This is a genomic window from Nitrosomonas marina (assembly GCF_900110145.1).
Taxonomy (GTDB): Bacteria; Pseudomonadota; Gammaproteobacteria; order Burkholderiales; family Nitrosomonadaceae; genus Nitrosomonas; species Nitrosomonas marina.
This window is the reverse complement of record NZ_FOCP01000016.1, coordinates 46,359-68,983: the sequence shown is the minus strand read 5'-3', so window position 1 is coordinate 68,983 and position 22,625 is coordinate 46,359. Positions and strand designations below refer to the sequence as shown.

The window sequence follows — 22,625 nt, the reverse complement described above, 5'->3', positions numbered from 1 at the left end:
TGGTTCGTCCAATCAATTTATTCACTTCCTAACGCCTGTCTTACTTATGTAGAAATCATGCCTCTCAGCTGAATTTTGCTTTTTTTATGATTTCTTTTCAAGTCCAAGCAAATATACTTCATTGCTCCGGTCCCGAGAAGCCTTGGGTTTACGCACCAATACTTTTCTGAATCCACCTCGCATTACCTGCATAAATTGATCAAAACTAGAACCTTGAAACAATTTGACCAAAAAACTGCCTCCGCAGTTCAGTTTATCCATTGCAAAATGTAGCGCCAATTCTGCCAGATAAATACTGTGAGCCTGGTCACTTACACGTATACCACTAATGTTGGGTGCCATATCAGAAATAATCACATCTGGTCGGCGCCCGGCTAACATATGATCGAGCATTTGGACAGCACTTTCTTCCCGAAAATCATCTTTGATAATCATAACACCCGGCAACGGTTCCATTTCAAGAATATCCAACGCGACAACTGCACCCTGATTACCAACCTGATGCAAAGCCACCTGCGACCAGCTGCCCGGAGCCGCGCCCAAATCAACAACAACCATACCTCTTTTTAGTATACGATCCCGTTCATTAATTTCAAGTAATTTATATGCGGCGCGCGAGCGAAAGCCTTCTTTTTTTGCTAATTTGACATAACTGTCGTTTACATGCTCTCGCATCCAAGCATTACTAGTTTTAACCTGCGCCATAGCGTAAAATAAAAATATATTTCTGGATATTCAAATTAATCTACTGATGACACCCAAGCTAAGTATTACCCAACGTCGCAGGTTTTGCGCTCAGGGACATTTGTTGAACCCGATAGTAAGTATTGGAAAAGCCGGTTTGACAAAAAGCGTTCTGGAAGAGATTGACCGCGGTCTGTTAAGCCATGAATTAATCAAAATAAAAGTTCATTTAGATAACCGTGATATTCGAAAATCAATGCTTGAAACCATTTGCCAGAATCTCAATGCTGTGCCTATTCAGCAAATTGGAAAAATTTTTGTAATTTATCGCCAAAAACCCGAAGACACTGATCCCAAAAAAACAGAAAAAATCAACACACCAGAAAAAAAACGCGAGCCACGCCGTACCAAACGCAGCTACCAGAACTGACAGCAACATTGCATAATGACCGTTATATGTATTTAACACTCAATATTTCATATTCCTGAATTCCACCGGGTGCTTGTACTTCTGCAACGTCTCCTTCATATTTACCAATTAAAGCGCGAGCAATCGGGGAACTGATTGAAATTTTACCATTTTTTATATTGGCCTCATCATCACCAACAATTTGATACGTAGCCGATTCGCCATTTTGCAAATTTTCCAGTTCTACGGTTGCACCAAACACACACGCGCCATCCGCATTAATAAGTGAAGGATTGATGATTTGCGCATTAGACAATTTGCTTTCCAGTTCGGCAATGCGCCCTTCAATGAAACCTTGTTTCTCCTTGGCCGCATCATACTCAGCATTTTCAGAAAGATCTCCGTGCGAACGCGCCTCCGCAATTGCTGCAATAACTGCAGGACGATGCACCGTTTTCATTTCATGTAATTCATTCCGCAGCGCTTCTGCACCTGCCACAGTTAAAGGAATTGTTCCCATTGTTGCTTGTTATCCCCGTTTGACTTTCAAATTTATACGTTTTGTTGATACTGATTGTTTATGACTATAATCATATTTGTGTATGTAATCTTTGCAGATTATATGCTTTTAACTCCTGCATGTGGATCATCCCTACACAGGCTGCCCGCGCACCTGCCAGCGTTGTATAATAAGTTACTCTGGCCTGAAGCGCTGCATGACGGATTGAATAAGAATCTCGAATAGCACTACTTTTGTTTTTGACAGTATTAATGATCAGGCTTATCTCGCCATTTTTGATCATATCAACAATATGCGGACGCCCTTCTGCCACTTTATTGACCGCAACGACCTCCAGCCCGGCTTCCGCGAGCGTAGCAGCCGTCCCTTTTGTAGCATAAAGCTTAAACCCAAGCTTCGCAAGATCGTGTGCGATCTCTATTGCATGAAATTTATCCGATTGACGCACACTGATAAAGGCCTTGCCCGATTTTGGCAGACGTATATCCGATGCCAGCTGGGATTTTACAAATGCTTCCGCAAAAGTATCCCCTACCCCCATCACTTCCCCCGTCGATTTCATTTCCGGCCCCAAGATAGTATCCACGCCCGGGAGCTTTATAAAAGGGAAAACGGCCTCTTTTACAGAATAAAATGAAGGAGTTATCTCCTTAAAAAAACCCTGCTCCCGTAGTGTTTTACCCGCCATGCAACGTGCAGAAATCTTGGCCAATGGCAATCCAGTTGCTTTCGAGACAAAAGGGACCGTTCGGGATGCCCGCGGATTGACTTCCAAAACATATACTTTTCCGTCCTGTATGGCGAATTGTACATTCATCAAACCCACGACTTTTAGCGCACGCGCCATTGCTGCAGTCTGGCGGCGCAACTCGGCTTGCATCTCGGGCAGCAGACTAAACGGAGGCAAGGAACATGCGGAATCACCCGAATGAACACCCGCCTGCTCAATATGTTCCATAATACCGCCAATTAGAACGGTCTCACCATCATGAATAGCGTCGATATCAACCTCAACCGCATTTGTCAGATATCGGTCAAGCAAAACTGGCGAATCATTAGACACTTTAACTGCCTCTCGCATATACCGCTCCAGATCACCCTGCTCGTGCACAATTTCCATAGCACGACCACCCAGCACATAGCTAGGCCGAACAACCAATGGATAACCAATTTCCTCTGCAGCGTCCAAAGCAGCTTCAGGATTGCGCGCAGTGCGGTTGGGCGGTTGCTTTAACCCCAGATCCTGCAGCATTTTCTGGAAACGTTCGCGATCTTCTGCACAGTCAATCATGTCAGGGCTGGTGCCAATGATAGGCACACCATTAGCCTCCAGATCTCGCGCAAGCTTAAGTGGCGTCTGACCGCCATAATGAACAATCACACCATGGGGTTTTTCCACCGCAACAATTTCAAGTACATCTTCAAGCGTTAATGGCTCGAAATATAAGCGATTGGAGGTGTCATAATCGGTCGATACAGTTTCAGGATTGCAATTGACCATAATCGTTTCATAACCGTCCTCACGAAGCGATAAAGCTGCATGCACACAACAGTAATCGAACTCTATCCCTTGTCCGATACGGTTAGGTCCGCCACCCAACACCATTATTTTTTTCCTGTCCGTTGGAAAAGATTCACATTCTTCCTCATATGTGGAATACATATATGCAGTGCTTGTAGCAAACTCTGCTGCACATGTATCTACCCGTTTGTAAACCGGACGAAGATTAAATTGATGACGATAGATGCGGACTGCTGTTTGGTCTGTGTGCAACAATTTAGCCAATCTGCGGTCGGAAAAGCCACTGCGTTTATACTTGCGCAAAGTCTGCTCATCAAGTGTTTCCAGCCATTTCTTGGATAACGCCTGCTCCTGCCTGATCAAATCTTCAATTTGTGCAAGAAACCATGGATCAATACGGGTTAAATTAAATACTTCCTCAATCGTCATATTGCAGCGGAATGCATCAGCCACATACCAGATACGATCCGCGCCAGGATTGGCCAACTCAGACTGGATTTTTTCAGCATTATCCGTTTTTTCATCCAGACCATCCACACCGGTTTCCAATCCGCGCAGTGCTTTTTGTAATGATTCCTGGAATGTTCTACCTATTGCCATGACTTCGCCAACTGATTTCATTTGCGTTGTTAGACGATCATTAGCCTGCGGAAATTTTTCAAATGCAAAACGCGGAATTTTGGTTACCACATAATCTATAGTTGGCTCAAATGATGCAGGGGTTACCCCACCGGTAATATCGTTACCCAATTCGTTCAGGGTATAACCTACCGCAAGCTTTGCAGCTATTTTGGCTATTGGAAAACCGGTAGCTTTGGATGCCAAAGCTGAGGAGCGCGACACGCGCGGATTCATCTCGATAACCAGCATACGACCATCGTCTGGATTTATAGCAAACTGCACGTTAGACCCACCAGTCTCGACGCCAATCTCGCGCAGCACCGCAATGGATGCATCACGCATAAGTTGGTATTCCTTGTCAGTCAGCGTTTGAGCGGGAGCGACGGTAATTGAATCACCGGTATGTATTCCCATCGGATCCAGATTCTCGATCGAGCAGATAATAATGCAATTATCCTGCTTATCACGAACCACCTCCATTTCAAACTCTTTCCAGCCTATGACAGACTCTTCAATCAACAATTCCTTAGTTGGCGAGGCATCCAGACCGCGTTCGCATATATCGACAAACTCTTCCCTGTTATAAGCAATGCCACCGCCACTACCGCCCATTGTAAAAGAGGGACGAATAATGACAGGATAACCCATCATTGCCTGCACCTGCATTGCCTCTTCCATACTGTGCGCCATAGACGAACGTGCCGAATCAAGGCCGATTCGGGTCATCGCTTGCTTGAATTTCTCGCGATCCTCGGCTTTATCAATAGCATCACGCGTTGCGCCTATCAACTCCACATGATATTTTTCCAGAACCCCATGCTTTACCAGGTCGAGCGCACAGTTAAGCGCCGTCTGCCCTCCCATAGTCGGCAACAATGCATCGGGACGCTCCACTTCAATGATCTTTTCCACCATTCTCCAGGTAATAGGCTCGATGTACGTTGCATCAGCCATTTCTGGATCAGTCATAATTGTTGCCGGGTTAGAATTCACCAGTATGATGCGATAACCTTCTTCACGCAAAGCCTTGCAGGCCTGCACACCTGAATAGTCAAACTCGCATGCCTGCCCGATAATAATCGGCCCGGCACCGATAATAAGAATGGATTGTATGTCGGTACGTTTAGGCATGATCTGATAAAAACATGATTTTTATTATTTTAAGAAAACTGAACTGCATTAATGCTTGAAACCACGCATCATTTCAATAAAATGATCAAAAAGATAATCGGCATCATGCGGACCAGGACTCGCCTCAGGATGACCCTGAAAACAGAACGCAGGCTTGTCAAGCAACTCAAACCCTTGGAGACTGCTGTCAAATAGCGATATATGCGTCACTCTGACGGTATCAGGCAAGGTATCAGCATCTACTGTAAAACCATGATTCTGGCTTGTTATAAAAACTTTCTGGTTATTCACATCCTGAACCGGATGATTTGCGCCATGATGGCCAAATTTCATTTTAACAGTTCGAGCACCACTCGCCAGTGCCAGGATCTGATGCCCGAGACAGATGCCAAAAATAGGAATATTTTTTTCCAGCAATGTACGCGTGACCGAAATGGCGTAATCGCAAGGCTCAGGATCTCCAGGGCCATTTGACAAAAACACGCCATCTGGCTCCATTGCTATTATTTCCTCAGCGGGTGTCTGCGCCGGCACGACAGTAATTGCACAACCACGTTGCGCCAGTTTGCGCAGGATATTACGTTTAATACCAAAGTCTAATGCGGCGACATGGAATTGCGTTTCTGTCTGCGCCTGATAGCCAGAAGCCAAAGACCATTCACCTTCATTCCAGGTGTAAGACTGCTGGCAAGACACAACCTTTGCCAAATCCATTCCCGCCAATCCCGGGAATGTACGCGCATTAGCAAGCGCTTGGTCTTTATCGATTTTACCTGCCATAATACAACCGGATTGCGCACCTCTTTCGCGCAAAATACGTGTAAGTTTCCGCGTATCGACATCTGCAATAGCCACCACCTGATGTTCTGTAAGAAAATCTGTTAGAGATTTTTCTTTACGCCAGCTGCTGGCCATCAGCGGCAAATCACGGATCACCAGCCCGGCAGCATGTACGGCGTCGATCTGACCGGACTCAATGTCCTGAGAATTGGCGCCCGTGTTACCAATATGCGGATAAGTCAGTGTGATTATTTGACGGCAGTAAGATGGATCGGTCAGTATTTCCTGGTAGCCTGTCATTGCCGTATTAAAAGCAACCTCACCTACCGTGACACCCTCAATGCCAATAGAAACACCATGAAAAACTGTTCCATCTGCAAGTGCAAGAATTGCGGGCGGACGTTGGGACACAAAGAACTCCTCGGGTTTTGACTGGATTGGGAAATTAGACAGAAAATACTGATATGCTCTGCTTACGGAACGTAAATTATACGTGATTTTTTTTTGAGTTTCTATGTAAATGCACGATATACCGACTTCAGCACAGAATAATGCTTATGCAAAAAAATACGTCTATTTGCTCTTCTATGGTGCACTTAACGACTTTCTCTCACCTGCCGAACGTAACACAGCAGTCGCCCACGGCTTTAATCGAAAGACATCAGTTAAAGATGCAATCGAATCTCACAATGTTCCACATACCGAAATTGATTTGATTATCGTGAACGGCGTATCGGTTGATTTTAACTATTACATTCAGCCAGGAGATAACATACATGCGCATCCTCTCTATTCTTTTACAGCCCGACAAGCCAGTCACGCGCAACTAGTGCACCTTGCTCCCAGGATAGTAGACAAACCCAGTTTCATAATTGATGTCAACCTAGGAAGGTTGGCGCGCTATCTAAGATTGCTCGGATTTGACTGCATTTACTGCAATCATTTTGATGATACTACCATAGCGGAAATTTCCAGCAAGACTCAACGCGTCATACTTACCCGGGACCGCAAACTATTGCAGCGCAAGATTATCAAGCACGGCTATTTTGTGCGCGCTGAAGTACCTAAAGCTCAGGCCAAGGAAGTATTAACAAAATTTAACTTGCGTCCATGGTTGAAACCTCTGACACGTTGCACATGCTGCAACGGAGAGCTGAATATAATCGAGAAACAATTAATCGCGCACCGCTTGAAACCGTTGACGAAAAAATACTACAACACGTTTTTGATCTGCCCTGATTGTGGGCAAATCTATTGGCAAGGCAGCCATAGCCTTCGCGTCAAACACTTAATCAAGGAATTCTCAAGAAATCCGCTTGCGGATTCACAAACCGCCCAACTCGAAGATTAAAAAAATGGGCAAAATTGCTCACGCATGTGCGTTTCATGAATCGGATTTATGAAGCATTGACTCGGATTGCGATGCTTTAATTTCATTTTCCAGCGCTTCTATTTGTGACTCCAATCCTGCAAACATCCCTTTAATTTCCCGGGGCTGATCCTCAGACTGCATAGTGAGCAAGGCTATCCTGCTTTCCAGTGTCTGGATACGCTCTCGCATCATTTCGATTTCGCACTCACTTTCCGGCCCGGCCATGTGCACAAACTCGGCACTATCTTCATACGGCTCACGTGTAGTGCCTGTTATTTTAACAACGAATCCAGCTACAAAGCCGCCTACAATCGCAATCCCAAGGGTAATTGCAACACCCGTTAACTGCGAAACGGCAATACCGGGCACGACAAGTAATGCACTGAAACCACCCAGCAGGCCAGGCATGCCATGCAAATTATGCACGCCACACGTATCCAGGAGCTTGACTTTATTTTTCATTACAGACTGCAAGAAAACATACCCCAGCACCGAAATGGCACCAGCCAGCAAACCAATACCAAATGCACCCGCCGGTGATACCACATCACAAACAGATCCGATGCCAACCCCTCCTGCCAGCGCTGCATTAGCCATTTCAACCATTGAAGCTTTACCGCCATTCAGCTTATAGCTCAGAAAATAGGTTGCTATTGTCGCACCTGACAGCGCTAATAATGTATTCGCCACAGTTTGCGGCATATTTTCCAGCGGCACAAGTGCAGTGGCGAAACTAGGCCAGAAAAGCCATAAAACCATCGAGCCAATCATGGCGAAACGGTCGGAAGTATGATCAGATTCTATTGTTCTACTGCGTTGATAAGCCGTAGTCAGTACGATCGACATCGCCAAGCCGAAATAAGCACCGAATGCATGAATCACTACAGATCCCGCTGTGTCCTGAAATCCTGTTGTCAAACCAAACGCGTCATCCAAAACAATCCATTCATTCAGTAAATATAGAGGAACAACAAAAATTGCCAATAACGCATACTGAAAAACACGCAAACGACCGAGTACTGCGCCCATCGCAATTAACGCCGTAGCAACCGCCAGCTCTGCAAACAAAATAGCATCAAGCGTATGCGGATGTAGTGGATGCCCGAAAACACCATTGGCGCGAAGCAACATATATAGCGGCAATCCAATGGCCACCACCAGGTAAGTTCCTGTAACCGCACCAAAACCATACCGGCGAACAAAAACCATCAAAAAACCGAAACCAATTAATAGCATCGCCAGTATATGGATAATATAATTATACTGTGCAACAGTTCGCGCCTCACTCATTACCGCCGCAGTTTCTGCATAAACCAAGTTACTTGCACTCACGCAAAACAAACCGATTATCGCGGACAGGATCAATTGAATTTGCTTTCTCATACGATTTATCCTTATATGATGGTCTTTTGTTTTGGAATATTCGGTAGGCTATCGTTCAGCTTGAAAATCAAAACCTCATTTATTTTAGTGTGCGAACGCTATTCACGCTAAACGAACGCAGCAGACACAAATTGGATCACATTCATGCTACAGGGCAAATGTAATAACGAAAAAAATCACATTCATAACTTGCACAATAATGCAGACAATAACTGTAACGGATTGCCGACAAGGAAAAGACAAAAGGAAGCACAAACAGACAAAGAAGTATATCAACCAAATTTTGGCTGATTAAACTGAAATTGTTCAATCAGAAGAATCGGTCAGGTTACCGCAAATAGCGCGCAACCTGACCATAGAAGTTTCTATCACGCTTTTTCCAAATAAATACAATATTAAATCAGAACGTGTCTCTCATTTCATATCGAATGTCTGATTCATCAAAATAATCAAAATCATTAATTTCATTTTCAACGAACTCCATTTCTTCGATGATTCTGACCACATGACTGTCCGCCATCATCTCATCGAGAACTTCATCCATTTCATCAAAATCACTTGTCTCCTTAACAGCAAATTCCATTTCCATTTTGCAATCCTCCGTCTATCGTTAACAAGAAATGTTATTAGACATCATGCAGCCTAACCGTAAAAGTAAAGTTAGTTAGTGATTTATCCCACAATTTACAGCTTTAAAAAACAAGTTTGCTTAGGATTCAACAAAAAACCAGCAAAACAACTCGGATTGTTGCAAGAAAGCAACTATTTTTCATACCTCCTTACTATTCCTATTTTTTCACAATACCTGTTAATACGCATGCGCACTGTTGCCAAGCGCACCGTTGCAAGACAATGATAACGCTATCCAATTAGCATGTTTGATTTCAATGATTGGGTGTCCAACAAATCGGATGCACTTCCGGAGAACTTGGATGACAGTTGAAACAAGCAGAATAAAATTCTGTTATCCGATACTGAACGTCAAGCAATTGTAAAAAAAAGTAACTTGTCCATTTACAGGAGCTGCGTTAGTGGCAGGCGAACTTCCAGTTCGCAACAGCATAAAATTTTCGCAAAATGAATCATGTTCTTACGTTCGATAATTCTGGCAAACCGAATGTGCTGTTTCCCGCTTGACTTTTTAGTTTAGATTTTCCAGGATCACACCCGGGACCTAGCGGGATTTTGCAAAACAACTCCGAAAAAAACTTTTGAGGTTTCAGTCAAAAAGATTTTGATCGATTTATCAACTACGCAACGAACGGCTTTATTAAACGTTCGGATGCGGCCAAATGGTATCACTGATAATTTTAGCTAGAGATCCTAACTCGAAGGTCGACAGTAAAGCAGCAGCAAAATTGGCTCTTCAAGGTCTAAGTGATTTGCACTCACAAGGTGGAGAATTTATAAGAGAGAAATTTAAAAGCTTTTTTAAAAATGAATCCAGCGCCAAACAATCTGACAAGAACTCGCTGAAGATCAGTATCCATACTAAGAGGAACTGGCGGGCTAATTATCCGTGTCAGGAATAATTATTGAGCCGAATCTGACCTGACAGTCACTTCCAATAAAGCGGTAACCGTCAAATCGGATATGAATCAGTACACAGTAAAAATTGCAAACCCAGTAATCAATCGTTTCAACGTATCAATTTCTGCAAGCATTTAATCGGTTGTCGTCAAAGGCCAGCCGATTAACAGAACCGTTATTGTAACAACTGCAGTCACCACATTCATTGGCAGTCCAACTTTAAGAAAATCCGAGAAACGATATCCACCTGGCCCGTAAACCATCAGGTTGGTTTGATAACCCAGGGGCGTTGCAAAACTCGCCGAAGCGGCCATCATGATGGCCAAAACAAAAGGCACATTATTCAAATCAGCTTTTTCGGTAATTTCCAATATGATAGGCAGCATAATTAATGCCGCAGCATTATTGGTGATCACCTCGGTCAACAGCGAAACTGTCAGATAAGTCAATATCAGCAACAACCACGGTATACCATTACTGAGTTCAACGATGTTTCCTGCTATGAATTCAGCAACACCTGTTTTCTGTAATGCCATGCCCAATGCGAATGAGGCCGCAATCGTGATGATCACCGTCAAATCCAGACTTTTTTCAGCTTGAGCCGTCGAGCAACAGCCCGTGACAATCATCAACCCAGCACCCATCAGCGACGCGTTGAGCATACTGACAATTTCAAAACCCGCCGCAACAATTATTGCTGTCAATATCGCCCAGGCAAGATAAGCACGTTCATGCCGCGGTGATTCTGTATTCAGATCGTTAATCAGCAAAAAATCCTTGTTGTAGCGCTGACGGCTGACAAAAGCCGGCCTCGCTTCCAGTAACAAAGTGTCACCTGCCTGCAACCTGATATTTCCGAGATTTCCTTTGATTCGTTCACCGTTACGCGCCACAGCAAGCACAACCGCACCATACTGCGACCTGAACCGCGTATCACGAATAGCATACCCGATTGCACCACAGTGTGGTGATACAACCGCCTCCACCAGACGTCGTTCGGCACGCTGCGTCATCAACGTTTGCGCATGATCTCCATTCATCGAAGGCACAATACCGTTGATGCGCAACAAATCTGAAATTGCATCCGTATCTCCGGCAAAAACCAGCCTGTCACCACCCTGTAACGTCTCTTCGGATGACACTGCAGTGATAACTGTCCCGTTTCGCTCAATTTCAACCAAATAAACGCGCTGCAAATGTCTTAGACCTGCCTTCTCGACCGTTTTACCGACGAGTGGACCAGCATGTGCCACAGACACTTCCAAAGTAAATTCGCGCAGATTTGAAAATGCTTCGTTTTGAGTCCGCTCAGGCAACAGTCTCGGAAACCACAGCCACATCAAAAGAAAACCCGAAAGCGCAACCGGCAATCCAACAGCAGTAATTGAAAACAGTGAAAAACCGGTTTCCCCGGTTAACAGTTGATATTGCCCGTTGACAATTAAATTTGTACTAGTACCAATCAACGTCAGCGTACCACCCAGTATTGCTGTATAGCTTAAAGGGATCATTAACTTGGATGAAGCAATACCTATCCTGCGAGACCAGGTATAAATTGCCGGAATCATGGTTGCAACAACGGGAGTATTATTTAAAAACCCGCTCAATATCACCACAGGAAAAAAAATTCTGGATAATGCACCGCGCGTTGTAACCGGACGGCCCAGTATACGATTGACCAGCAAATCAACCGCACCCGAGGCATGCATGCCTGCCGCGACAACAAACATGGCCGCCACTGTAATCAGACCCGAATTACTGAACCCAAGCAACGCCTCTTCACTGGTTAGAATTCCGGATACACTTAAAATCGTTAGCGCTCCCGTCATGACCAAATGAGGTCCAACACGGGTAAATATTAGCGTCAATAACGTCGCAATACACAATCCAAGCGCAAACCAGCCTTGCCATTCCATTGCATTGAAATCCTGAAAATAAATCCGACGCCGCGTACTATACAGCAACAATTTATATAACTTGAAATAATAAATAATTATTGCCATATATTAAATAGCTATTAAATATTTCGCATTGTATAGCGCCAGGATTTCCGCATATCAGTCAGAACTTTAAAGATTAGTGTAATTTAAACGGAATGGTGGTATGCTTTTGTCTGTACATTAAAAAAGCAATTGTTAATTGTTTTTTGAACGGTGGAAATAACGCCGTTTGTTAATTGAGTTTCGAAAGAAGAGGTTTTTATTTCTTTCAAATGAAGCTCATCATGCAATATGAAATTACGTGATATGAAAGATTTATTCGTTAGCCTGACGTTATATGGATTGGCGCTTGTTCTTTATAATCATCTGCTCAATGAGAATTACGATGGATATAACAGTATTCATCCGGCTGCCAATTGGAATTATAAGGAAAAACTGGCTGCCTATGTTGATCGCGAACGACCACTACGCCAGCTTGCCTTTCCAGAAGACCACGACACTAAAGCAACCAACTGATAACTAAGCGATATTATTTGTTGCTACATTGATAGAGTGTTGCTACATTGATAGAGCGGAAGAGACCAAACTGTTGTCGGAATCGATATTGACAAACAGAAACATTCTTGCAGATTTACTCTCACATCAACTTCTCGATGTATTGCTGTAAAATTTTAGTAAAAGTAAACGTTACAAATCATCACCAGATGCGTGAATTCAACGACCGCTTGATGATGGCAGTACTCCAGTGACTATCGGTTAAGTATTGATAGATAACTGAGCGCAATAGAAAAGTGCTCACTCTCCATTGCAACCAATTTTTTCTCTGATACCTCGCTCAATACAAATGCCTATTTTTTCGACATCCCGGACTATTCCCAGTTTTGCGACACTGACTTTAACCCAGGGCGCTTCATACTGAAGCATAATGGTCTGTGCTATATGTTCGGCCAATGCTTCGAGCAAGGAAAAATTATGCTCCGCAAGAATTACGTGAATACTTTGGGCGATTTGCGCGTAGTCCATTGCATCTTCTATGCAGTCGTTGATTGCAGCACGCTTATTGGGCAAAGCAATTTCGAGATCCAGCTGAATTGTCTGGGCGACTTTACGTTCCCAGGGATATATACCGATTCGCGTCTTTGCACGAAAATTGCGTAAAAAAATAATATCCATGATCAAAAGAAAATAAAACACACCAATACGGTACAACACCGTATTTTTGACTGAATTTTTATATAATACGTAATACGCCATCATGATGGTATGCATTTTTTCTGCGATAACACGAATCTGATGACTCTGCTGGCTTTTATTTTTGTCGCGTACCTGATCGGATCCATTCCATTTGCATTGATTTCAAGCTGGATTTTCCGATTACCTGATCCGCGCTCTTACGGCTCCAAAAACCCGGGTGCAACCAATGTACTACGCAGCGGTAAAAAGACAGCAGCAGTATTAACGCTAGCAGGTGATGCCGGCAAAGGCTGGTTGACAATTACTTTGACGCAATTATATGCTCCTGCCTGGAACCTCGGAAATGAAGCCGTCGCCGCTACCGCACTGGCAGTATTTTTAGGGCACGTGTTCCCGGTATTTCTTGGCTTCCGAGGCGGCAAAGGCGTGGCCACGGCTGTTGGTGTGCTGCTTGGCTTAAATACGTTGCTTGGCCTGCTCGCAATCATTACCTGGATAGCGGTTGCCTATATTACTCGTTACTCTTCCTTGGCAGCAATCATCGCAGCCATATTGTCCCCGGTATATACTTATTATTTTGTTTTCGGGTATTCGTTATACACTCTCTCTGTACTACTGATGGCGCTGATGTTAGTTTGGCGTCATCATGCCAATATCACCAACTTACTCGCCGGCAGGGAAAGCCGCATTGGCCAGAAAAAAACACCTCCACAATAAACCTGCTGCAAACAAATCAGATCCGGGGCAAAAAGGACCATCAAAAAAATTGTAGTTGCTGCCCTAGCACGCGGCTCAAGTCAGTTTGCGAAATATTCGACGTATATCAGCGCAATAGACGAGATTACAAAAACCAGTAACAGCATATCCTTGTCGCTCACTTACACTTAACTCCTCTATTAATTACCCATAAGGCGCTGAGCCATCTTGTTGACAGTGACAGGCAAAATCTCAACCGAAAACGCTACACAACATCCTCATGCATCGCACACACGCCGGCTGTATATAATCCTGCCGCTCTATTCTGCTTTACTATTTCGATAACGAATTGTCATAACCGCGACAATAATATTTGTTTGATTTCGGGATCTTGCAGCACAATGGGATTGGTTTTCATACTACTGCCCCGAGAATTAGCCACAATCCGGCCCAATGCCTCGTTATCAACGCCATAATTTGACAAAGACGGTAATTCCAGTTCATGGGTCCAATTCGTCAACAATTGTATCAGGGCAGTATGTGCTACACTTTCATCATGAAATTGCTGATGACACAGTACCTCGGCTGCATAAGCATATTTGGCCATAGCCTTGTTGTCAGGTTCTCTGCTCTGCATACATCTAATATTAATTTCTGTAGCAGAAGCAATGAGTGTACCGCACACAACACCGTGCGGAATAGGATAAAATGCTCCAAGCGGGGACGCCAACCCATGAACAGACCCCAACCCGACTTGCGCCAGCGTTATGCCCGAAAGTAGCGCAGCGTACGCCATTTTTTCCCGATAAATAGCAATTAATTCATCTTCTTGCGCACCAACTTCCCTGAAGGATTGATACAACGGAATTAGCGCATCACGAACAGCTTGTAATCCACTAAGCGCAAGCGCATCGGTAAAAGCATTGGATTTTAAAGACACATAAGACTCAAGCAATTGTGTCAGTGCATCCATACCATTGGCCGCAACAACATCGGGCGGACAATTGCTCAACAATTCAGGATCAACTATTGCGTACTCTGCAACCAGTTTCTCATGACGGAAAGATTTTTTGAAACCACGATCGCCTTGTACACTCAGCACGGCATTTTTGGTAGCTTCGCTGCCGGTACCAGCGGTTGTTGGTACCGCTATCAACGGCACAGCTGGGCCTTGATATGGCAATTCCGGTCCAACACCTTCCAGAAAATCCATGACCGAACACTGCAGATTCAACAAACCCGCTATGGCCTTTGCCGCATCCAACGCACTACCACCACCAATACCCACTACCACATCAATATCCTGGTCTGCAAATTCCCTGACCGCCTCATCTATCTGAGCAGGTGACGGTTCTCCACCAACCTTGAACTGCTTATATCGGATCGCCCGGTGCGCCAAGGCATCAACAAATTTTTGCCAGCCGGGGAGATGCTGATATGAATGCGCTCCGGTTACCAGCAGCACACGGTTACCGTAGCTGGTAATAATACCCGGCAACCGAAGTATTGCGCCCGAACCAAATTCGATGCGCGGTAATTTCGCTATGGAAAATTCGAACATCAGTTGTTAACTGCTGGATGCAATCCATGATACACAACGCCATGGCGTGGCTCTGCCATCCATTCGGCCACTGTTTCACGCCAATCCAGGTAATGCTGTGTTTCTTTATGAGCCATCGCATCCTGCTGCGTTTTGTAAGCCTCATATAACACAAACTGCGTCGGCTCTTCTTTAGATTGAAGAATATCAAAGCGCAAATTGCCCGACTCCCGAATGGAGCCCTCATGATTTAGGCGACAGGCTTCTTTAAATACCGCCACATGCTCAGGCTTAACCGATACATGCACAATGGTCACATACATCCTCATTTCTCCTGCGTATGATTACTTTACTAAAAGCATACCATCAATTCTTGTCGTTGTTGGAAACCTTGAGCTATAGTAATAACAAATAAAAAGGAAAAATTATCAAGCCGCCTTTCACAAACTAGAATGCACTTGTTTTAAATGGCTATTATCAGAATTAAAAACCTGCTGTTACGAACATACATTGGTTTCAATGAGGAAGAGATCAACAAGCTACAAGATGTTGTCATTAATGTGATGATTGAAGTGAATCTGAATCATGCCATTATGAATGATTCTGTCGAGCACTCTTATAACTATAAGACTGTAACCAAGAATATCATTGCTTTAGTCCAGGAAAATAAATTCAAAATGCTGGAGAAATTATCGCAGTCAATTCTCGATGAAATCATGAAAAACAAAAATGTGTGTTTTGCCAGAGTGGAAGTCGACAAACCTCACGCATTGCGTTTTGCCGAGTCTGTATCTATCGAGCTGGAAGCCAGGCGGAATGAACTCAACCAAATCGATTAAACATGGCTAACAACTATAATGAATGTATTATTGGTATCGGTTCGAATATCTATCCTGAGAAACATATTGAATCGACCCTTGCCATTCTTCACAGGGAAGTCCTTGTTGAAAGCGTCTCCACCTTGGTTAAAACTGCGCCTGTCGGCATCACTTGCCAAAACGACTTTCTCAATGGCGCAGTAAAGATACAGACTCCGTTATCCCGCAAGGCATTTAAAAATTACTTAAAACAACTTGAAAACAGACTCGGTAGGGATCGATCATTGCCTAAATTTGGGCCGAGAGTTATTGATCTTGACATTATTGTTTGGAATAACGAAATTGTCGATAATGATTATTACACCAGAGATTTTGTCAAAAATTCTGTTGATGAGCTGTTATCAACATCCAAATGTAATTTGACATAACCAAATGTTATTTTTGTAACGACGCTTGCCACTCATTTCCACCATTCAATTCCTTTTACTTCTAACTTATCCAAAAAATTTGAAATTTTTGTACTTTTAATACAAATACAGCGTATACTCGTCAAAGTCGTATGGATTCAAGTTATGGAATAGTACCGTTGATGTGGGCTTTTTTCCTTGATATTCGATGACTGCCTGCATGTTTGATTTATGCAGGTATAACTTCAAGATTAAAATTTTATTAAGGGAAAATAACATGGCAACAGGTGTAGTTAAATGGTTTAATGATTCCAAAGGTTTCGGTTTCATTACCCCCGACAATGGTGGCGAGGATTTATTTGCGCACTTCTCGGCAATCCAAAGCAGTGGATTCAAGTCTCTTAGAGAAGCACAGCGTGTTGTATTTGAAGTAACCACCGGTCCTAAAGGAAAGCAAGCATCCAATATTCGACCAGAGTAGTCGTCAAAGCGCGCACATAAAGTATTTCACACCCCGGTCAGCTGCCGGGGTTTAGTCGTTGTAATCAGAAACCCCCTCAAGTTTGTCATAATCCTTCCAAACCAATCTGGTCAATTTTCTATAAACGACCTGCTGTCTCCTAGTTGTAGCAGTTAACTTGCCAATTTTAAATTTGGCCTTATGTAATATATTGTATTCTAAATCTTAGATCAAAAGAGAAAAGGAGAGATTATGTCAGTCAGCGAATTCTGTCACCGCGAAGTCGTTACCATACAAAAAGATGAATGTGCTCAGGAAGCTGCCAGATTAATGCGCAAGCACCATGTCGGTAATGTCGTTATCGTTGCCGAGGAAAAGGGCATTCAGAAACCCGTTGGCATTGTAACCGACAGAGATCTCGTAGTTGAAATCATGGCGACAGAGCTTGATCCTACGGTTATCACCGTAGGCGACATTATGAAGCCCGATCTTGCTTCAATTAACAAAAATACCGACATATTGGAGGTTATCCGATATATGCGCCGTAAGGCTGTCAGGCGTGTACCGGTAGTCGACGACAATATGCAATTAATTGGTATCGTAACGCTCGATGATCTGCTGCAAGTGTTATCTCAAGAGTTCTCCAGTCTGGTAAAACTAGTTGAACGCGAAATTAGCAAAGAAATCCAACAACGTCCTTAACAGATTTCATTTAATCGACTTGGACGCCTATTCAAAACGAACTTTCAGTGCGTGGATAACAGCTTCACAAGTTGATTGATCATTTCTTTTATGTCATAGTCGACAGGCACAGTTAACCCAACATATACAAAAGCCGCTGATTTAATATATTTTTTCAAATAAATTAAACCTTAAAGGGGAATATTATGAAAAAAAGACTTTATACCATGTTTGCAGTAGCCAGCATTACAGGCTTGGCGTCGGCAATAACGGGTTGCGCCTCTAGTGGAGGCAATCAAAACGCTCTCGGCACAATCGATAGCGGTTTAGCATCGGTAGAACAGTCTGCACAGTCAGGACGCCAGGCTATCCAAACCGGCACTACGGCCGCAACGGAAATGACAAACCAGGCCAACGCGGCAATTGCATCTGGCGCTGCAGCGGCTTCAGGAATGACAAATATGGCAGGAACTACGGCTGGACAGGCAGGCTTGATTAATATGCTCACCCAGCAGCTCGGTGTATCGCAACAACAGGCCCTGGGCGGGGCTGGTGCGATTTTCCAGGCAGCACAGGCCGGCATGGATCCACAAGCATTCTCTACACTATCTCAATCGGTTCCCGGCATCAACGAAATGCTCAATGCCGCTCCTGCTGCATCGCCTCCCCTTGGAGGTATGGGTAGCGGCGTATCTTCTATGCTTGGCGGTGCTGGCAACACATTAAACAGCGCAGCGTCTCTAGCTGCTTCGTTTCAACAGTTGAATCTGTCACCAGACATGGTCGGCCAGTTTATCCCGATCGTTACAAACTATGTACAGAATACCAGCGGTCAAGTTACAGCGAATCTGCTACGCTCCGCATTATCCGTACCATAAGTATATAGAGAGCACAGAGCACAAACTAACGAGAAGACTGAACATTGCCGCTCTCTCGTTAGTTTCCCTGACAAACATTATTTCAATATAAATTCTACCCGATGGCCCTCCCCGTTTTCGCCTGCTGTATTATTCTGGATACCCAGAACAAACAGACGATCACCGGAAATATCACCTTTTTTCATTAGCCAGTTTTGTGCTGCTAAAGCCCTATCCTGTGCCAATTCCTGCATATCAGCATCACTCGCCTGAATATTCGCGATCAGCAATTGCTCCATATCCTCATCCGGAAGACTTTTTGTTAAACCCAGAAAGTTAGTTGGTTTTTCAAAATCCGATTCCTTGTAGACAATTTCAAGATATTTACTATACTCTTCCGGCGTCAAAACCACGTCTGCCAGAGAACCGCCCGCTTTCCCCTGTTTGGCGTCTGCCGATAGCTTTCTTGTCTTGATTTTCCGCTCCAGAATAGCCTGCTTCAGGCCTTCACGGTCTTTCACGGGGTCAACATGGCCGGCGATTTCAAGACGCAGGGCAGGCCGATCCTTAAGCACATCAGATAAAGCCTGAAGACGGCTCTCCGCTTCAGGATTGATTTTTGCAAAGCCTGGAGTAAAATCAATTTCAGATAACTCCTCGCCATCTCCGAGCATTGAGCCCAGCAACGCGAACGGTGCCGTGACTGCTCGTGTGATCAGATTTATAAAAGCATCCAGGATAATTCCGCCCAGACTGAATTGTGGATCATCTATGGAGCCTTTGATCGGTAAATGAATGTCAATTTCACCGCGCCGGTTTTTGAGCAGAGCAATTGCCAACTCAAGCGGCACTGATATAGCTTCCTCGCTGTCAACACGCTTTCCAAGCGTAAACTGATCCAGAAAAACATTATTTTCAGCGGTCAGCGTTCCTTTTTCGACGTGATAACGTACATCTACAGACAGTTTTCCCTTTTCAATGGCATACCCTACATACTTGCCTGAATACGGACTGAATGGCGGCAGATCGATTTCTTTTGCTCTTGCGACAATATCAAGCATCAGCTCGGAACCAAGTGGTTCAATATCACCCTGAATCTGCAATGGTGCAGCGCCATCAATTCGCCCTTTGATATCAACAGAGCCAGAGCGTTCAGCGTGAATCGGGCCGATCTGTCCGGTCAAACCGGTCAGGTTCGCATGGTAGTTAGGTTTTACAAAACGATCATGGAAATCTACATCACCGTTTTGCAGCATAATTTTACCGATACGCAATGGCATCGGCTTGCTGTCGTCTTTTTTCTCGGCGTTTGACTGAGCTTGTTCATCCCCAGAAACCTGTTTCTTTTCCTGTCGAACGATTTGCTTAAGATTCAATTCTCCATCTGGCAGCAACATCACGCGTGCGAAAAAGTTACCTATTTTTACGGTATCAACATTAATTTTCAATGGATTATTGACGAAATCCAGATTATCGATATCGAGATAGTTCCAGCGAATCAAATCTCTGGCACTTCCCTGATCAATAACATTGAAATTACCTAATCGACTCTGTCCGTTAACCACCACTTTGAGTGGTTCGTCTTCAGCCTTGACAATACCCTGAAAGGAAATATCACCACTGGTCAACAGAACACTTAACGTATCGGCCACCCACCCTTGTAAAGAAACCAAATCTACCATCTGCAAATTCAGACTTAAATCCGCTGTTGGCGGTGACCATGACAGCTGACCCTCAGTCTCGATCACACCATCTTCATTTACTCTGGCCGAAAGCTTCAAATCAAGCGGTTTAATCCCACTGATATCAATATTTTTTGCAGTCAAATTCAAAGGCTCCACCACCATAGGCGCAACATCATCCAACGTCAAATCAGCAAAATATATGGCAGCATTATTTAATCGAAACTGCTCTATTTGTACAGCCCACGAACCGTCTTTTTCTTTCGCTTGTTTGTTTTTACTGTTGCTTTCTTTGGTTGTCTGCCTGGCTAACTCAAGCCACGCCTCATACGCCGGCTTCCTTCCGGGTAACGGTATAGAAGTCCCGGCCTGGAGCATTTCATGAGGCCGCATATCTTTCTGGTTTGCCAGCTGCCAGGCTTGATAAGCTTCGTCGGAGGGTTTTTTACGGGGGTTCGGAACAGAAGTTTTTCCTTTGTATTCGGATTCATTCGCTGGTGCACTTACGTTAGCATTTGAGTCTGAAGATTTCAAATAACGCACCAGATCAATGCCACCATTAGCCTCGCGATGAATACGGCCGCGCAGGCCATCTATTGCCACATTCTTCAACGCTAGTGTTTGGTTAGCCAATTCAACCACGCTGTCCACGGTTATTTTTAGTAACGAAACCGCTGCTTCCGAATTTTTCGATTGTGACGAAACAGGCTGTACCGCAATATCACTTAAACTTAAAACTACAGGAGAAGGGTTTCTGCCAGTGACATCAAACCGGTTCAAATCGAAGTGAAGCGTCCCCAGATTCAGTTGATAGGGAATCTGTACAGCTTCATTCTCAACGGCAACCTGTTTTAACTCTGTTTGCCCTGATAACGTGATCTCGGGCATACCGTCGCCGGCTTGCGTAAATGTTAAAATTAAATCACTGTCGAAATAACCGGATTTCAGACTGATTCCAACGGGCAACGGAACATATTCATCAATACGCGTTATATCGATATCACTGACTTTAAAGGCCAGCGCTGCTTCACGTTTATTGGCAAAAGGACGCAATTTGCCATCCAGTCTCAGTGGCGCCCCATTCACGCTGGCACTGAAATGAGGCTCTACCCAGCTGTCTTTTACCTTGTCCAGATTGGCAACAAAAGGAACGGCGAAATTGACCTCGGTTATTTCCTGATGATTTTGTTTGAAACGATCAACCCATTCAATATGACCGTTCTTCAATACAATATTGCTGACCGAGAAGAGCGCGGCAGAATCTTCCTCATCATCTGGAACTTGCAGGAATTTCTCGATCAGATCTGAGAAATTAAATAAATGCTCGCCTTCTCTTACCAATCGAACATGTGGCATATCCAGCATGACTGTACTGATTACAGGCGCCCGCTGTGTAATTGATTTCGAGCTGATATCAATGTGAAGCGTATTAAATGACACGAACGTTTCAGAAGCATCGACACTATCCGCTCGTTCACCAATATGCAGGCCATGTACAAACAGCTCCAGTGTATAAGGCTTGATTTCTATCGACCGCACGCTGACCGGGCGATCCAGAAGCTCTGCCAGTTGCAGTTCAAGCTTGGATTTTGCATACCCGGGTAGCCAATAATAGCCCAGCACACCAAAGAGTGCGATCGTCGCTATTAAAACAGACAATCCGATGCCCAACCGTTTCCATGTTTTAAAACGGGTGCCTGATGTTTGAATCTGTTGTTGTGCCTGATGGCGCACATTCTTCATGCCAACATCCTAGTTTAATGGATTTTACGGTTCTCTGGCGTTTGCAAAGATATCGTGATTACATAAATATACCGCGCGCTATTCTTCTACCCAAAAGGCCGGGTATAACTATACAAACCCGGCTTGTTTTTTTACCTCCGTCTGACAGGAATCAATAAGGTGATTCTGCCTGAATTCCAACCAGTTCAACATCAAAAATCAATGTGGCATTCGGTGGAATCACCCCACCGGCACCACGTTTACCATAGGCCATCGATGACGGTATGATAAGCGTTCGTTCACCACCGACTTTCATACCCATCACACCTTGGTCCCAGCCTTTAATAACTCTGCCGGCTCCTAACATAAAAGAAAAATGCGCTTTTCGGTCATGCGAACTATCAAATTTTCTTCCTTTTTTGTCCGGTGCGCTTTCATCGTAAAGCCAACCTGTGTAATGAACATTGACAGTGTCGCCAACATCCGCTTCTTTACCCTCTCCTATTTTCCGGTCGATTTTTTCAAACTGAGGCTCCGGATTCTCCGTCTGTTCCTGATAGGCGAATAATGTTTGTGATAACAGAAGCATTATCAGAAAAACAACACAAACAACGGGAAATAATGATTTTTTAATTGCAGACATGCGATTCCTCAAAAATTTTCTAAACTTTGATTA

Annotated in this window: 21 protein-coding genes; 9 read left to right on the top strand and 12 right to left on the bottom strand. The window is 44.1% G+C overall.

What is annotated here, in order from left to right:
* Nucleotides 1–84: 84 nt before the first annotated feature.
* Nucleotides 85–705, bottom strand: coding sequence for an RlmE family RNA methyltransferase (locus BMX44_RS11435; protein WP_090633116.1), 621 nt, complete (start codon nucleotides 703–705; stop codon nucleotides 85–87).
* A 46-nt stretch (nucleotides 706–751) separates the two neighbouring features.
* Here BMX44_RS11435 and BMX44_RS11430 point away from each other — a divergent pair, with 46 nt between their 5' ends.
* Nucleotides 752–1,114: a YhbY family RNA-binding protein gene (locus BMX44_RS11430; RefSeq protein ID WP_218143958.1), complete on the top strand. Its 363-nt coding sequence runs from the start codon at nucleotides 752–754 to the stop codon at nucleotides 1,112–1,114.
* A 22-nt stretch (nucleotides 1,115–1,136) separates the two neighbouring features.
* On the opposite strand, the gene greA is transcribed toward BMX44_RS11430, so the two are convergent.
* From greA to carA, 3 genes are all read right to left on the bottom strand, one after another.
* The gene (gene greA / locus BMX44_RS11425; RefSeq protein ID WP_090633112.1) at nucleotides 1,137–1,613 is read right to left on the bottom strand and encodes a transcription elongation factor GreA; all 477 of its coding nucleotides are present in this window, start codon (nucleotides 1,611–1,613) and stop codon (nucleotides 1,137–1,139) included.
* Nucleotides 1,614–1,683: 70 nt separating this feature from the next.
* Entirely contained in the window at nucleotides 1,684–4,887 is a 3,204-nt protein-coding gene (gene carB, locus BMX44_RS11420) for a carbamoyl-phosphate synthase large subunit (protein ID WP_090633110.1), read from the bottom strand.
* Nucleotides 4,888–4,935: 48 nt separating this feature from the next.
* Complete coding sequence (gene carA / locus BMX44_RS11415) at nucleotides 4,936–6,078, bottom strand: glutamine-hydrolyzing carbamoyl-phosphate synthase small subunit (protein WP_090633108.1); 1,143 nt, start codon at nucleotides 6,076–6,078, stop codon at nucleotides 4,936–4,938.
* A gap of 109 nt (nucleotides 6,079–6,187) precedes the next feature.
* On the opposite strand from carA, the gene BMX44_RS11410 reads away from it, so the two are divergent.
* The gene (locus BMX44_RS11410) at nucleotides 6,188–7,018 is read left to right on the top strand and encodes a Mut7-C RNAse domain-containing protein (RefSeq protein WP_090633106.1); all 831 of its coding nucleotides are present in this window, start codon (nucleotides 6,188–6,190) and stop codon (nucleotides 7,016–7,018) included.
* Between the two features lie 33 nt (nucleotides 7,019–7,051).
* Here BMX44_RS11410 and BMX44_RS11405 read toward each other — a convergent pair whose 3' ends face one another.
* The 3 genes from BMX44_RS11405 to BMX44_RS11390 form a co-directional block, all read right to left on the bottom strand.
* The gene (locus tag BMX44_RS11405) at nucleotides 7,052–8,422 is read right to left on the bottom strand and encodes an ammonium transporter family protein (protein WP_090633104.1); all 1,371 of its coding nucleotides are present in this window, start codon (nucleotides 8,420–8,422) and stop codon (nucleotides 7,052–7,054) included.
* Between the two features lie 400 nt (nucleotides 8,423–8,822).
* Complete coding sequence (locus BMX44_RS11400) at nucleotides 8,823–9,011, bottom strand: hypothetical protein (RefSeq protein WP_090633102.1); 189 nt, start codon at nucleotides 9,009–9,011, stop codon at nucleotides 8,823–8,825.
* 1,075 nt (nucleotides 9,012–10,086) lie between these two features.
* Nucleotides 10,087–11,868 carry an SLC13 family permease gene (locus tag BMX44_RS11390; protein ID WP_090633140.1) on the bottom strand — a complete coding sequence of 594 codons (1,782 nt, stop codon included), beginning with the start codon at nucleotides 11,866–11,868 and terminating at the stop codon, nucleotides 10,087–10,089.
* A gap of 330 nt (nucleotides 11,869–12,198) precedes the next feature.
* Between BMX44_RS11390 and BMX44_RS11385 the strand changes: the two genes are divergently transcribed.
* On the top strand, nucleotides 12,199–12,408 hold the full coding sequence (locus tag BMX44_RS11385) for a hypothetical protein (RefSeq protein ID WP_143056936.1): 210 nt from the start codon (nucleotides 12,199–12,201) through the stop codon (nucleotides 12,406–12,408).
* Nucleotides 12,409–12,687: 279 nt separating this feature from the next.
* Here BMX44_RS11385 and BMX44_RS11380 read toward each other — a convergent pair whose 3' ends face one another.
* A complete protein-coding gene (locus BMX44_RS11380; RefSeq protein ID WP_342708037.1) occupies nucleotides 12,688–13,161 on the bottom strand; it encodes a dihydroneopterin aldolase in 474 nt (157 codons plus the stop codon).
* A gap of 24 nt (nucleotides 13,162–13,185) precedes the next feature.
* Between BMX44_RS11380 and plsY the strand changes: the two genes are divergently transcribed.
* Nucleotides 13,186–13,803 carry a glycerol-3-phosphate 1-O-acyltransferase PlsY gene (gene plsY, locus BMX44_RS11375; protein WP_090633136.1) on the top strand — a complete coding sequence of 206 codons (618 nt, stop codon included), beginning with the start codon at nucleotides 13,186–13,188 and terminating at the stop codon, nucleotides 13,801–13,803.
* 331 nt (nucleotides 13,804–14,134) lie between these two features.
* On the opposite strand, the gene BMX44_RS11370 is transcribed toward plsY, so the two are convergent.
* Together BMX44_RS11370 and BMX44_RS11365 are read right to left on the bottom strand one after the other, a co-directional pair.
* The gene (locus BMX44_RS11370) at nucleotides 14,135–15,343 is read right to left on the bottom strand and encodes an iron-containing alcohol dehydrogenase (RefSeq protein WP_090633096.1); all 1,209 of its coding nucleotides are present in this window, start codon (nucleotides 15,341–15,343) and stop codon (nucleotides 14,135–14,137) included.
* The gene (locus BMX44_RS11365) at nucleotides 15,343–15,645 is read right to left on the bottom strand and encodes an antibiotic biosynthesis monooxygenase (protein ID WP_090633092.1); all 303 of its coding nucleotides are present in this window, start codon (nucleotides 15,643–15,645) and stop codon (nucleotides 15,343–15,345) included. Before BMX44_RS11365 ends, BMX44_RS11370 begins: the two co-directional genes overlap by 1 nt.
* Nucleotides 15,646–15,789: 144 nt before the next feature.
* Here BMX44_RS11365 and folX point away from each other — a divergent pair, with 144 nt between their 5' ends.
* From folX to BMX44_RS11340, 5 genes are all read left to right on the top strand, one after another.
* Nucleotides 15,790–16,161, top strand: coding sequence for a dihydroneopterin triphosphate 2'-epimerase (gene folX, locus BMX44_RS11360; RefSeq protein WP_090633091.1), 372 nt, complete (start codon nucleotides 15,790–15,792; stop codon nucleotides 16,159–16,161).
* 2 nt (nucleotides 16,162–16,163) lie between these two features.
* Nucleotides 16,164–16,568 carry a 2-amino-4-hydroxy-6-hydroxymethyldihydropteridine diphosphokinase gene (gene folK / locus BMX44_RS11355; protein WP_090633089.1) on the top strand — a complete coding sequence of 135 codons (405 nt, stop codon included), beginning with the start codon at nucleotides 16,164–16,166 and terminating at the stop codon, nucleotides 16,566–16,568.
* Between the two features lie 256 nt (nucleotides 16,569–16,824).
* Entirely contained in the window at nucleotides 16,825–17,028 is a 204-nt protein-coding gene (locus BMX44_RS11350) for a cold-shock protein (protein WP_090633134.1), read from the top strand.
* 231 nt (nucleotides 17,029–17,259) lie between these two features.
* A complete protein-coding gene (locus tag BMX44_RS11345; RefSeq protein ID WP_090633087.1) occupies nucleotides 17,260–17,709 on the top strand; it encodes a CBS domain-containing protein in 450 nt (149 codons plus the stop codon).
* A 185-nt stretch (nucleotides 17,710–17,894) separates the two neighbouring features.
* On the top strand, nucleotides 17,895–18,566 hold the full coding sequence (locus BMX44_RS11340) for a DUF2780 domain-containing protein (RefSeq protein ID WP_090633085.1): 672 nt from the start codon (nucleotides 17,895–17,897) through the stop codon (nucleotides 18,564–18,566).
* 77 nt (nucleotides 18,567–18,643) lie between these two features.
* Here the strand turns inward: BMX44_RS11340 and BMX44_RS11335 are convergent, their stop codons facing one another.
* Both BMX44_RS11335 and BMX44_RS11330 read right to left on the bottom strand, forming a co-directional pair.
* The gene (locus tag BMX44_RS11335) at nucleotides 18,644–21,970 is read right to left on the bottom strand and encodes a DUF748 domain-containing protein (protein WP_090633083.1); all 3,327 of its coding nucleotides are present in this window, start codon (nucleotides 21,968–21,970) and stop codon (nucleotides 18,644–18,646) included.
* 151 nt (nucleotides 21,971–22,121) lie between these two features.
* Nucleotides 22,122–22,592: an FKBP-type peptidyl-prolyl cis-trans isomerase gene (locus BMX44_RS11330; RefSeq protein WP_218143957.1), complete on the bottom strand. Its 471-nt coding sequence runs from the start codon at nucleotides 22,590–22,592 to the stop codon at nucleotides 22,122–22,124.
* Nucleotides 22,593–22,625 lie beyond the last annotated feature (33 nt).